The 12,210-nt window shown below is 69.3% G+C and carries 10 protein-coding genes and 3 pseudogenes; 10 read left to right on the top strand and 3 right to left on the bottom strand.

Going from position 1 to position 12,210, the window contains the following annotated elements:
- Positions 1-203 precede the first annotated feature (203 nt).
- Positions 204-497: a DUF397 domain-containing protein gene (locus tag ABT137_RS48355; RefSeq protein ID WP_181804473.1), complete on the bottom strand. Its 294-nt coding sequence runs from the start codon at positions 495-497 to the stop codon at positions 204-206.
- A gap of 271 nt (positions 498-768) precedes the next feature.
- Here ABT137_RS48355 and rpsO point away from each other — a divergent pair, with 271 nt between their 5' ends.
- The 5 genes from rpsO to ABT137_RS48330 all read left to right on the top strand — a co-directional run bounded on the left by rpsO (position 769) and on the right by ABT137_RS48330 (position 6,249).
- The gene (rpsO, locus tag ABT137_RS48350; RefSeq protein WP_089098391.1) at positions 769-1,056 is read left to right on the top strand and encodes a 30S ribosomal protein S15; all 288 of its coding nucleotides are present in this window, start codon (positions 769-771) and stop codon (positions 1,054-1,056) included.
- A gap of 343 nt (positions 1,057-1,399) precedes the next feature.
- Positions 1,400-3,625, top strand: a complete 2,226-nt coding sequence (locus ABT137_RS48345) for a polyribonucleotide nucleotidyltransferase (protein ID WP_351719875.1) — start codon at positions 1,400-1,402, stop codon at positions 3,623-3,625.
- Positions 3,622-5,001 (top strand): M16 family metallopeptidase, encoded by a 1,380-nt coding sequence (locus ABT137_RS48340; protein ID WP_351719873.1) that lies wholly within the window; start codon positions 3,622-3,624, stop codon positions 4,999-5,001. Before ABT137_RS48345 ends, ABT137_RS48340 begins: the two co-directional genes overlap by 4 nt.
- 29 nt (positions 5,002-5,030) lie before the next feature.
- Positions 5,031-5,783 (top strand): 4-hydroxy-tetrahydrodipicolinate reductase, encoded by a 753-nt coding sequence (dapB, locus tag ABT137_RS48335; RefSeq protein WP_351719871.1) that lies wholly within the window; start codon positions 5,031-5,033, stop codon positions 5,781-5,783.
- A gap of 13 nt (positions 5,784-5,796) precedes the next feature.
- Positions 5,797-6,249 (top strand): tetratricopeptide repeat protein, encoded by a 453-nt coding sequence (locus ABT137_RS48330; protein ID WP_351719868.1) that lies wholly within the window; start codon positions 5,797-5,799, stop codon positions 6,247-6,249.
- 76 nt (positions 6,250-6,325) lie between these two features.
- Here the strand turns inward: ABT137_RS48330 and ABT137_RS48325 are convergent, their stop codons facing one another.
- Positions 6,326-6,880 carry an SCO5741 family PH domain-containing membrane protein gene (locus tag ABT137_RS48325; RefSeq protein WP_351719866.1) on the bottom strand — a complete coding sequence of 185 codons (555 nt, stop codon included), beginning with the start codon at positions 6,878-6,880 and terminating at the stop codon, positions 6,326-6,328.
- Between the two features lie 90 nt (positions 6,881-6,970).
- On the bottom strand, positions 6,971-7,234 hold the full coding sequence (locus ABT137_RS48320; RefSeq protein WP_351719863.1) for a hypothetical protein: 264 nt from the start codon (positions 7,232-7,234) through the stop codon (positions 6,971-6,973).
- Positions 7,235-7,447: 213 nt separating this feature from the next.
- Between ABT137_RS48320 and ABT137_RS48315 the strand changes: the two are divergent.
- The 5 genes and pseudogenes from ABT137_RS48315 to ABT137_RS48295 form a co-directional block, all read left to right on the top strand.
- A pseudogene (locus ABT137_RS48315) lies at positions 7,448-7,738 on the top strand (FAD-dependent thymidylate synthase); the annotation flags it as partial.
- Positions 7,718-8,644 (top strand): annotated as a pseudogene (locus ABT137_RS48310) (HNH endonuclease); the annotation flags it as partial. The pseudogenes ABT137_RS48315 and ABT137_RS48310, both read left to right, overlap by 21 nt.
- A pseudogene (thyX, locus tag ABT137_RS48305) lies at positions 8,645-9,097 on the top strand (FAD-dependent thymidylate synthase); the annotation flags it as partial.
- Between the two features lie 235 nt (positions 9,098-9,332).
- The gene (gene dapA / locus ABT137_RS48300; RefSeq protein WP_351719861.1) at positions 9,333-10,232 is read left to right on the top strand and encodes a 4-hydroxy-tetrahydrodipicolinate synthase; all 900 of its coding nucleotides are present in this window, start codon (positions 9,333-9,335) and stop codon (positions 10,230-10,232) included.
- 161 nt (positions 10,233-10,393) lie between these two features.
- The gene (locus tag ABT137_RS48295; protein WP_351719860.1) at positions 10,394-12,079 is read left to right on the top strand and encodes a ribonuclease J; all 1,686 of its coding nucleotides are present in this window, start codon (positions 10,394-10,396) and stop codon (positions 12,077-12,079) included.
- Positions 12,080-12,210: the final 131 nt, after the last annotated feature.

The following is a 12,210-nucleotide window of genomic DNA, read 5'->3' as shown; positions in this document are numbered from 1 at the left end:
CTGTGAGACCGCGAGTCCGTGTTCGCTTGAGCGTAGACGTAGCGGACGAACTGACCCTGAAAAACGGGACATTGCGCGCGGATGCCATGGGGGATGGGGGATGGGGGATGAGGGATGGGGAGGACGAGGTGAGCAGGTGAAGGCGAGCGCAGGAACTCGAAGGGGCGGCACGCGTGCGTGCCGCCCCGTAACGCCCTGCCTGCCTACTGGGCGGCCAGCCCGCCGTTGCGCTCGTTCGGCTCCAGGTCGAACTCCCCGTCCCGGGCGCCCAGCACGAACGCCCGCCACTCCGCCTCCGTGTACCGCAGCACGGTGCCGTGGTCGAGCGACGACCGCATCGCCACCGCACCCTCGGGCAGATAGGCGATCTCGACCCGCTCCTCGTCCTGCTCGGTGCCGGGCGCGCAGTGCCACTCGACGCCCGAGATGTCGAGCGCGTAGAGCTCGTCCCGTTCCCGCTCCTTGCGCGCCTTCATCTCCTCAGCCGTCTCGCTCATCCCGCAGCGACCCCTTCCCCTCGTACATGGGCTGTGACCGTCACACTACTGGCGGTCGTACCGGGCTCGTACTTTCTTCCACAACCCCAGGACAGAGCCCCCCTCCGGCACTGGTACCCTTGACGACGGCCGTTTGTGTACGCACCCCCGGAGTCCCCCGCGGACCCTGGAGGCCGCGCGCAACGGATCCCCGCCTCCCGAGTAACGGAAGCTCCCCCGAGACAAAGACCGGGGGCACTCGGTGGCCATGCAAAGACTACGAGGAGTACGCGTGTCGCTCGACGCCGCTACGAAGAAGCAGATCATCACCGAGTTCGGTACCAAGGAGGGCGACACCGGCTCCCCCGAGGTCCAGGTCGCCATGCTGTCGCGTCGGATCTCCGACCTGACGGAGCACCTCAAGGTCCACAAGCACGACCACCACTCCCGTCGTGGTCTGCTGATCCTGGTCGGTCAGCGCCGTCGCCTCCTGCAGTACCTGGCGAAGAAGGACATCCAGCGCTTCCGTGCGCTGGTCGACCGCCTGGGCATCCGCCGCGGTGCGGCGGGCGCCAAGTAAGACGCCGTGAAGGGAGCGGTTCCCGGAGAGACACCCGGGGCCGCTCCCTTTGCCGTACGTGCGGAAACGTGCGGAGTGTCACTCACGCTTTGTAGTGTGGTAGCACAACGCAATACGCACGACACAGCACGACAGCTGACACAGCAGGACAACGAAGAAGGAGAAGCGCACCCAAGCCGCCGCCGGTCCTCGGTAGTGGCCCCCGGGGGGAAGTGAGCCCCGGGTGCTTCGATCGAAGACCGGCCCGCACAGGACGGCGCGCTTCTCCGTAACCGTCCCCCCGCCACACGGGCGGATCGGGACAAAAGACGTAACGCAGACGAAAGTAACGGAGAAAACGCTAGTGGAGAACGAGACCCACTACGCCGAGGCCGTCATCGACAACGGCGCCTTCGGCACCCGCACCATCCGCTTCGAGACGGGCCGCCTGGCCAAGCAGGCCGCCGGCTCCGCCGTGGCGTACCTGGACGACGACACCATGGTGCTGTCGGCCACCACCGCCTCCAAGAACCCCAAGGACCAGCTCGACTTCTTCCCCCTCACGGTGGACGTCGAGGAGCGGATGTACGCCGCCGGCAAGATCCCGGGTTCCTTCTTCCGCCGTGAGGGCCGGCCGAGCGAGGACGCGATCCTCACCTGCCGTCTGATCGACCGCCCGCTGCGCCCGTCCTTCAAGAAGGGCCTGCGCAACGAGATCCAGGTCGTCGCCACCATCATGGCGCTCAACCCCGACCACCTGTACGACGTCGTCGCGATCAACGCCGCGTCCGCGTCCACCCAGCTGGCCGGTCTGCCCTTCTCCGGCCCGATCGGCGGCGTCCGCGTCGCGCTGATCAACGGCCAGTGGGTGGGCTTCCCGACGCACTCCGAGCTCGAGGACGCCGTCTTCGACATGGTCGTCGCGGGCCGCGCCCTGGAGGACGGCGACGTCGCGATCATGATGGTCGAGGCCGAGGCCACCGACAAGACCATCCAGCTGGTCAAGGGCGGCGCCGAGGCGCCCACCGAGGAGGTCGTCGCGGCCGGTCTGGAAGCCGCGAAGCCCTTCATCAAGGTGCTCTGCAAGGCCCAGGCCGACCTCGCCGCGAAGGCCGCCAAGCCGACCGGCGAGTTCCCGATCTTCCTCGACTACCAGGACGACATCCTGGAGGCGCTGTCCGCCGCCGTCCGCCCGGAGCTGGCCTCCGCGCTGACCATCGCGGGCAAGCAGGAGCGCGAGGCGGAGCTGGACCGCGTCAAGGTGCTCGCCGCCGAGAAGCTCCTGCCGGAGTTCGAGGGCCGCGAGAAGGAGATCTCCGCCGCGTACCGCTCGCTCACCAAGCAGCTGGTGCGCGAGCGCGTGATCAAGGAGAAGAAGCGCATCGACGGCCGTGGCGTGACGGACATCCGTACGCTCGCCGCCGAGGTCGAGGCCATCCCGCGCGTGCACGGCTCGGCGCTGTTCGAGCGTGGCGAGACCCAGATCCTGGGCGTCACCACCCTGAACATGCTCCGGATGGAGCAGCAGCTGGACACCCTTTCCCCGGTGACCCGCAAGCGCTACATGCACAACTACAACTTCCCGCCGTACTCCACCGGCGAGACCGGCCGCGTCGGTTCCCCGAAGCGCCGCGAGATCGGCCACGGTGCCCTCGCCGAGCGCGCCCTGGTGCCGGTCCTGCCGACCCGCGAGGAGTTCCCCTACGCGATCCGCCAGGTGTCCGAGGCCCTCGGCTCCAACGGCTCGACGTCCATGGGTTCGGTCTGCGCCTCCACCATGTCGCTGCTCAACGCCGGTGTGCCGCTGAAGGCCCCGGTCGCCGGTATCGCCATGGGCCTGATCTCCCAGGACATCGAGGGCGAGACGCACTACGTCACCCTCACCGACATCCTCGGTGCCGAGGACGCCTTCGGTGACATGGACTTCAAGGTCGCCGGCACCAAGGAGTTCGTGACCGCCCTCCAGCTCGACACCAAGCTGGACGGCATCCCGGCCTCCGTCCTGGCCGCCGCCCTCAAGCAGGCCCGGGACGCCCGCCTCCACATCCTCGACGTGATGATGGAAGCGATCGACAAGCCGGACGAGATGTCCCCCAACGCCCCGCGGATCATCACCGTCAAGATCCCCGTGGACAAGATCGGCGAGGTCATCGGCCCCAAGGGCAAGATGATCAACCAGATCCAGGAGGACACCGGCGCCGAGATCACCATCGAGGACGACGGCACCATCTACATCGGTGCCGCCGACGGCCCGTCCGCCGAGGCCGCCCGCGCCACCATCAACGGCATCGCCAACCCGACGATGCCCGAGGTCGGCGAGCGCTACCTGGGCACGGTCGTGAAGACGACGACGTTCGGCGCCTTCGTCTCCCTCCTCCCTGGCAAGGACGGTCTGCTGCACATCTCGCAGATCCGCAAGCTGGCCGGCGGCAAGCGCGTGGAGAACGTCGAGGACGTCCTCGGCGTGGGCCAGAAGGTCCAGGTCGAGATCGCCGAGATCGACTCCCGCGGCAAGCTCTCCCTCATCCCCGTGATCGAGGGCGAGGAAGAGGCTTCTTCCGAAGACACGAAGGACGACACCGACCAGTGACGTCGAGCAGCTCCACGGCGACGGCCCGCACCTCTTCGGAGGCGCGGGCCGTCGCCCGTACCCAAACCCTGATCAAGGGCGAGAACGGCATCGGCACGGTCCGCAAGACCACCCTCCCCGGCGGCCTGCGCATCGTCACCGAGACCCTGCCCTCGGTCCGCTCCGCGACCTTCGGCATCTGGGCCCACGTCGGCTCCCGCGACGAGACCCCCGCCCTGAACGGCGCCACCCACTACCTGGAGCACCTGCTCTTCAAGGGCACGACCCGACGCAGTGCGCTGGACATCTCTTCCGCCATCGACGCGGTCGGCGGCGAGATGAACGCGTTCACGGCGAAGGAGTACACGTGCTACTACGCGCGCGTGCTCGACACCGACCTGCCGCTCGCCATCGACGTCGTCTGCGACATGCTCACGGGCTCCCTGATCCTCGAGGACGACGTCAACGTCGAGCGCGGCGCGATCCTCGAAGAGATCGCGATGACCGAGGACGACCCGGGCGACTGCGTGCACGACCTGTTCGCGCACACCATGTTCGGCGACAACGCCCTCGGCCGCCCGGTCCTCGGCACGGTCGACACGGTCAACGCCCTGACCGCCGACCGCATCCGCCGCTTCTACAAGAAGCACTACGACCCCACCCACCTGGTGGTCGCGGCGGCGGGCAACATCGACCACAACAAGGTCGTACGACAGGTCCGCGCGGCCTTCGAGAAGTCCGGCGCCCTCAAGAGCTCCGACGCGCAGCCCATCGCCCCGCGCGACGGCAGCCGCACCATCCGCACCTCGGGCCGCGTCGAACTCCTCGGCCGCAAGACCGAACAGGCGCACGTCGTCCTCGGCATGCCCGGCCTCGCCCGCACCGACGACCGCCGCTGGGCGCTCGGCGTGCTCAACACCGCCCTGGGCGGCGGCATGTCCTCCCGGCTCTTCCAGGAGGTCCGTGAGAAGCGCGGCCTGGCCTACAGCGTGTACTCGTACACCTCGGGCTTCGCCGACTGCGGCCTGTTCGGCGTCTACGCCGGCTGCCGGCCCTCGCAGGTGCACGACGTGCTCAAGATCTGCCGGGACGAACTCGACCAGGTCGCCGCGCACGGCCTGCCGGACGAGGAGATAGGGCGCGCCATCGGCCAGCTCCAGGGCTCCACGGTCCTCGGCCTGGAGGACACCGGTGCGCTGATGAACCGTATCGGCAAGAGCGAACTGTGCTGGGGCGAGCAGATGTCCGTCGACGACATGCTGGCCCGGATAGCGGCGGTGACCCCGGACGAGGTCCGCTCGGTCGCCCGCGACATCCTGGGACAGCGCCCGTCGCTGTCGGTCATCGGCCCGCTCAAGGACAAGCAGGCCGCACGCCTGCACGACGCCGTCGCCTGACACACCACCGGTAAGGAACGAAGAAGAAGATGAGCAAGCTGCGCGTGGCGGTCCTCGGCGCCAAGGGCCGGATCGGGTCCGCGGCGGTCGAGGCGGTCGAGGCCGCCGAGGACCTGGAGCTGGTCGCCGCCCTCGGCCGGGGCGACAAGCTGGAGGCGCTGGAGGCGTCCGGCGCCCAGGTCGCCGTCGAACTCACCACCCCCGCCTCGGTGATGGGCAACCTCGACTTCTGCGTGCGGCACGGCATCCACGCCGTCGTCGGCACCACCGGCTGGACCGACGAGCGCCTCGCGCAGCTGCGGAGCTGGCTCGCCCAGTCCCCGGAGACCGGCGTGCTCATCGCCCCGAACTTCTCCATCGGCGCCGTGCTGACGATGAAGTTCGCCCAGATCGCCGCGCCCTATTTCGAGTCGGTGGAGGTCGTCGAGCTCCACCACCCGAACAAGGTCGACGCGCCGAGCGGCACGGCCACGCGCACGGCTCAGCTCATCGCCGAGGCCCGCCGCGCGGCCGGCACCGCCCCGGCCCCGGACGCCACGGTGACCGCCCTGGACGGCGCGCGCGGTGCCAGCGTCGACGGCATCCCCGTCCACGCCGTCCGCCTCCGCGGCCTCCTGGCCCACCAGGAGGTCCTCCTCGGCGGCGAGGGCGAGACCCTCACCATCCGGCACGACTCCCTCCACCACAGCAGCTTCATGCCGGGCATCCTGCTCGGCGCCCGCCGCGTGGTGACCACTCCGGGCCTGACCTTCGGCCTGGAGAACTTCCTGGACCTGAGCTGAGCGGCCGGACGACATGCGCGCGAAGCTCTCCTACGCCCTCACGGCCGCCGTCCTCCTCTTCTACTTCGTCCTCGTCGGCAGCCGGGGCGTGATGCTCATCCAGACCGGCACGGCCCTCACCGTCACCTTCGGGGTGGCGGTGCTGATCCTGCCGGTCATCGGCCTGTGGTTCCTGTGGAAGAACACCCAGTTCGTCCGCCGGGCCAACGCCCTCGCCGCCGAACTCGACGCCGAGGGCGGCCTGCCCGTGGACGAGCTGAAGCGCACGCCCGGCGGCCGCATCGACCGGGACTCCGCCGACGAGGTCTTCGCCAAGCGCAAGGCCGAGACCGAGGCCGCCCCCGACGACTGGCGCAGCTGGTTCCGTCTCGCCGTCGCCTACCACGACGCCCGCGACACCCCGCGCGCCCGCAAGGCGATGCAGCGCGCCATCGCCCTGCACGACGGCAGGCCACTGGAGGCCTGAGCGGCCGTCGTACCACAGCCGTACGACGAAGGGGGCCGGCCCGCGCACCGCGGACCGGCCCCCTTCGCACCGATCGCTAGCCGCGCCGGTACTCCGCCGCCCACGCCTCCACCACGTCCGCCGCACGGTCGAAGGCCGATGCCCGGCCCACGAAGTCCATCCCGTGCGTGGTCAGCAGCGGCTCGGTGTCCGCCGGGGCGCGGTCCTTGCGCACCAGGGTCAGCGCCTGTCCCTGCACGGTCCGCGGCAGGCCCAGCCAGCGCACCGGCTGCTGCGCCGTACGCACCTCGACGACCCGCTTCCAGGGCACCGTCCGCGTGTACAGCAGACCCACCTGGCGCACTCCGTGCGCGCTCACCCACACGCCCATGCGCAGTATCCGCAGTGCGGCGGCGATGATCAGCAGGGCGATGCCGAGGACCGTGCCGGCGGAGGACAGCGAGCCGGTCAGGGCCAGCGCGACCGCCGCGAACAGCACGAACGAGGCGAGCAGCAGCCACAGGGCGGCTCCGCCGACCCGCCATGGCCCGGGCCGGTAGGGGCGCCGCCAGCGGTCGCGGTCGTCGTGGGGCAGGGCGTTGTCGAGTGCCGCGTCATAGGTGCGGTCGGCCGTCAGGAAGGGCAGGGGCACGGCTGGTCCTCACTCAATCCATGCATGGGCTGTGCCTGGTGAGGCTATCCGCCCGTGTTCCCGCCCACCACTCACGGGGGTCCGGAAGAGTCAGTGCCCCTGGGAGGCCTGCGACTGCTGGGTCCCCGAGTCGGACGGCGTGGACAGCGCCGGCATGCCGAGCACCAGCGAGCCCACGAGCCCGGCCACGATGGTCAGCCCGAGCAGCCAGCGCCCGGCTATCTGACTCACGGACGACCGCTGACGGGGCGGGGGAGTCACATTGCTCCGGAACCTGTCGGCTTCGGCGAGGAAGGCGAACGGGACGGGTTGGCGCCTGGGGGCACCTCCCAGCGGTAGCTGGGGGAGGAACATGGGCGGTGCATCCCCTCTCGGGATCGAATCTCGGGTTCGAACGACTGTCTGTCATCTACACAGACGGGCGAGTGGCCCCGAAGGTGCCCGGTTTCACCGAATTCACAGAAATTCGCTGCCGTATGTCGCGCCCCGGCACCGAACGCCCGTTGTCGGTGCCGGGCCGTAGAGTGGGCGCCGCCCGAGAGAAGTGATGGAAGGACCCTCCGAGCCGTGACCGACACCCCCGCCGACGACCTCAAGCCCAGCTTCCGGAGCGATGTCACCGTCGACCTGGTCAAGCACAGCGCGGCCGACTCCGACGTGCTGTGGGCCGCACGCGTCTCCACCGCCGGCGAGCAGTCCCTGGACGAGCTGAAGAAGGACCCGGAGCGCTCCAAGGGCCTCATCAACTACCTGATGCGGGACCGCCACGGCAGCCCCTTCGAGCACAACTCGATGACCTTCTTCATCAGCGCCCCGATCTTCGTCTTCCGCGAGTTCATGCGGCACCGGGTGGGGTGGTGCATCGCCGGGGACACGGAGATCACCCTGGAGAGCGAGGCGGGTCACCTGCGCCGTCGCACCATCGCCGACCTGTACAAGCTCTGGCACCTGGGTGTCGAGGACCGTCTGCCGCACTCCGCCGGAGGCGTGACCTGGCACAGCCGGGCGGGCAGGTGGATGGCCCAGGTGCGACGCGGCGACACCAACCACTACCTCGGCCTGTACGAGAACCGCGAGGCGGCCGAGTCCGCCGTCGCCGAGTTCCGGGAGCTGCACCCCAGCACCCGCATCCGCAAGCTCGAATCGGTCCGCCGCAACCACGTGCGCTGCTACGACGAGGAGACCCTGCTCGCCCAGCGGGCGAGGATCGTCGACGTGATCGAGTCGGGTGTGAAGCCGCTCGTCAAGATCACCACCGCCTCGGGCAAGACCCTCCGCTGCACGGTCGACCATGCCCTCTTCACCCCCGAGGGATGGTGCAAGGCGGGAGAGCTCACCGTCGGGGACGCCGTGCTCGTCGCCGGCACGGCGCCGCGCCCGTCGCAGGGGCTGGTCCCGCCGAGCCTGCGCCGCGGCATCGGCGTATGGACCTCGATGCAGCGCGAGCGGCTCATCAAGGAGACCGACACCTGCCACCTGTGCGGTCAGGACTTCCCGCGGGAGCAGCTCGCCCTGGACCACGTCGTCCCGGTGGCCGGTGACCTGCTCCAGGCCCTCGACGAGAAGAACCTCGCTCCGGCCTGCGAGCCGTGTCACGCGACCAAGAGCGCGGGGGAGCAGGCGCTGGCCCGGCGCGGCGGCGAGGTCGCCAAGGCGGTGCCGGACCAGGTCGTCGCCATCGAGGCCGACGGCGAGGAAATGACGTACGACCTCTCCGTGGAAGGCCCCTGGCACAACTTCCTCGCGAACGGCTTCGTCGTCCACAACTCGTACAACGAGGAGTCCGGCCGCTACCGCGAACTCGAGCCGGTCTTCTACGTCCCCGGCGAGGACCGCAAGCTGGTGCAGCAGGGGCGTCCCGGCAAGTACGAGTTCGTGCCGGGCACCGCGGCCCAGCAGGAGATCGTGGAACGCTCGATGCAGGAGTCGTACATCCAGGCGTACGAGCGCTACCAGGAGATGCTCGCCGCGGGTGTCGCCCGCGAGGTCGCCCGCGCGGTGCTTCCCGTCGGCCTCTTCTCCTCGATGTACGCCACCTGCAACGCACGCTCGCTGATGCACTTCCTCGGGCTGCGCACCCAGCACGAGCTGGCCAGGGTGCCGTCCTTCCCGCAGCGGGAGATCGAGATGGTCGGCGAGAAGATGGAGGCGGAGTGGGCCAAGCTCATGCCGCTCACCCACGCGGCCTTCAACGCCAACGGCCGGGTCGCACCGTAGTACGGCCTGTAGCACGGCCCGGCGATCGCGCTTCTTGTCGGGCTCGGCACAGATGTACGGATCAGCCTCGCGAAGTGTCCGTATTGCGGCATTTAGAGAAGTTCATCTAGCCTGATCAAACGGACCCGGCACTGCTTGAACCCCCGAGCAGGCAGTGCCGGGCTCCGCATTTGTCCGGACTTTCCCCGCACCCCGAGGGCAGACCGCGCCGTGAGCACCGAGTAGCGTGTAACCCATGGCTCCGACCTCCACTCCGCAGACCCCCTTCGGGAGGGTCCTCACCGCCATGGTCACGCCCTTCACGGCGGATGGCGCGCTCGACCTCGACGGCGCACAGCGGCTCGCCACCCACCTGGTGGACGCAGGCAACGACGGCCTGATCATCAACGGGACCACCGGTGAGTCCCCCACCACCAGTGACGCGGAGAAATCGGACCTGGTACGAGCCGTACTGGAGGCGGTCGGCGATCGCGCCCACGTCGTGGCCGGGGTCGGCACCAACGACACCCACCACAGCATCGAGCTGGCCCGCCAGGCCGAGCGCGACGGTGCCCACGCCCTGCTGGTCGTCACGCCGTACTACAACAAGCCCCCGCAGGAGGGCCTGTACCGGCACTTCACGGCCGTCGCCGACGCCACGGGGCTGCCCGTGATGCTCTACGACATCCCCGGCCGCAGCGGCGTCCCGATCAGCACCGAGACGCTCGTCCGCCTCGCCGAGCACCCGAGGATCGTCGCCAACAAGGACGCCAAGGGCGACCTCGGCCGCGCGAGCTGGGCCATCGCGCAGTCCGGCCTCGCCTGGTACTCCGGCGACGACATGCTCAACCTGCCGCTGCTCTCGGTGGGCGCGGTCGGCTTCGTCTCGGTCGTCGGCCACGTGGTCACGCCCGACCTGCGGGCTCTCGTCGACGCGTACACCTCCGGTGACGTCGTCAAGGCCGCCGAGATCCACCAGAAGCTGCTCCCTGTCTACACCGGCATGTTCCGCACCCAGGGCGTCATGACCACCAAGGCCGCGCTCGCCCTCCAGGGACTGCCCGCAGGACCCCTGCGCGCCCCGATGGTCGAGTGCTCCGCGGAAGAGATCGCACAGCTCAAGATCGATCTTGCTGCCGGCGGGGTACAACTCTGACAACAGACTTCGCGCGGCCGTCCGCGCAGCGACTTCACAACTGAATAAGCGGGACCACCGGTGCCCGCACCCAGCAAGGACAACGACAACTGCTTATGCACGAACGTCACGCACGCCACGTGCCCGACCGGTACGTGGCGTGCGTGGTTGAGGAGAGTCTTTTGAGTCATCCGCATCCTGAACTCGGCCCGCCGCCCCAGCTCCCCGAAGGCGCCCTCCGCGTCACACCGCTCGGCGGTCTCGGCGAGATCGGCCGAAACATGACCGTCTTCGAGTACGGCGGCCGCCTGCTGATCGTCGACTGCGGAGTGCTCTTCCCCGAGGAGGAGCAGCCCGGAATCGACCTGATCCTGCCGGACTTCTCGTCCATCAGGGACCGCCTCGACGACGTCGAGGGCATCGTCCTCACCCACGGCCACGAGGACCACATCGGCGGCGTCCCCTTCCTCCTCCGCGAGAAGCCGGACATCCCGCTGATCGGCTCCAAGCTGACCCTCGCCCTCATCGAGGCGAAGCTCCAGGAGCACCGCATCCGCCCGTACACCCTGGAAGTGGCGGAGGGGCAGCGCGAGCGCGTCGGTCCCTTCGACTGCGAGTTCGTCGCCGTCAACCACTCCATCCCGGACGCCCTCGCGGTCGCCATCCGCACCCCGGCCGGCATGGCCGTCCACACCGGCGACTTCAAGATGGACCAGCTCCCGCTGGACAACCGCCTCACGGATCTGCACGCGTTCGCACGACTGAGCGAGGAGGGAATCGACCTCCTCCTGGCCGACTCCACGAACGCCGAGGTCCCGGGCTTCGTCCCGCCCGAGCGCGACATCTCGAACGTGCTGCGCCAGGTCTTCGGCAGCGCCCGCAAGCGGATCATCGTGGCGAGCTTCGCCAGCCATGTCCACCGCATCCAGCAGATTCTGGACGCGGCCCACGAGTACGGCCGCCGGGTCGCCTTCGTCGGCCGTTCCATGGTCCGCAACATGGGCATCGCCAGGGACCTCGGCTACCTGAAGGTCCCACCGGGCCTGGTCGTCGACGTCAAGACGCTCGACGACCTCCCCGACCACGAGGTGGTCCTGGTCTGCACGGGCTCCCAGGGCGAACCGATGGCCGCCCTGTCCCGGATGGCCAACCGCGACCACCAGATCCGCATCGTCGACGGCGACACGGTCATCCTGGCCTCGTCGCTCATCCCCGGAAACGAGAACGCGGTCTACCGCGTCATCAACGGCCTGACCCGCTGGGGCGCCAACGTCGTCCACAAGGGCAACGCCAAGGTGCACGTTTCCGGCCACGCCTCCGCCGGCGAGTTGCTGTACTTCTACAACATCTGCCGGCCGAAGAACCTGATGCCGGTCCACGGCGAATGGCGTCACCTGCGCGCCAACGCCGAGCTCGGCGCCCTCACCGGAGTCCCGCACGACCGCATCGTCATCGCCGAGGACGGCGTCGTCGTCGACCTCGTCGCGGGCAAGGCCAAGATCTCCGGCAAGGTCCAGGCGGGTTACGTGTACGTCGACGGCCTCTCGGTCGGTGACGTCGGCGAGCCGGCCCTCAAGGACCGCAAGATCCTCGGCGACGAGGGCATCATCTCGGTCTTCGTGGTCGTCGACTCGTCCACCGGCAAGATCACGGGCGGACCCCATGTCCAGGCCCGCGGCTCCGGCATCGACGACTCGGCGTTCGCCGACGTCCTCCCGAAGATCTCGGAAGTCCTGGAGCGCTCGGCCCAGGACGGCGTCGTGGAGCCCCACCAGCTGCAGCAACTGATCCGCAGGACCCTGGGCAAGTGGGTCTCGGACACCTACCGGCGCAGGCCGATGATCCTCCCGGTCGTCGTGGAGGTCTGACGCGCGTACTGCATGCGTACGACCCCTCGTACGCATGTCCGTCGCGCAGCGGGAAGTCACCGACCCGCGTGCTCGTACCGTCGGCGCGGGCCAGGAGGCAGGTGACCCTGCCGTTGTAGGGAGTGCCGGGG

Origin of the sequence: Streptomyces sp. NPDC001980 (assembly GCF_040296885.1) — a bacterium.
GTDB lineage: Bacteria > Actinomycetota > Actinomycetes > Streptomycetales > Streptomycetaceae > Streptomyces.
The sequence above is the reverse complement of the archived record's forward strand: the minus strand, read 5'-3'. Positions and strand labels throughout refer to the sequence as shown.

Bases quoted from the DNA above. Each gene is read 5' to 3' on its own strand.
- ABT137_RS48355 (WP_181804473.1), bottom strand. From the start codon at position 497: ATGAGCGAGACGGCTGAGGAGATGAAGGCGCGCAAGGAGCGGGAACGG.
- ABT137_RS48330 (WP_351719868.1), top strand. From the start codon at position 5,797: ATGCGCGCGAAGCTCTCCTACGCCCTCACGGCCGCCGTCCTCCTCTTC.
- dapB (WP_351719871.1), top strand. From the start codon at position 5,031: ATGAGCAAGCTGCGCGTGGCGGTCCTCGGCGCCAAGGGCCGGATCGGG.
- ABT137_RS48320 (WP_351719863.1), bottom strand. From the start codon at position 7,234: ATGTTCCTCCCCCAGCTACCGCTGGGAGGTGCCCCCAGGCGCCAACCC.
- dapA (WP_351719861.1), top strand. From the start codon at position 9,333: ATGGCTCCGACCTCCACTCCGCAGACCCCCTTCGGGAGGGTCCTCACC.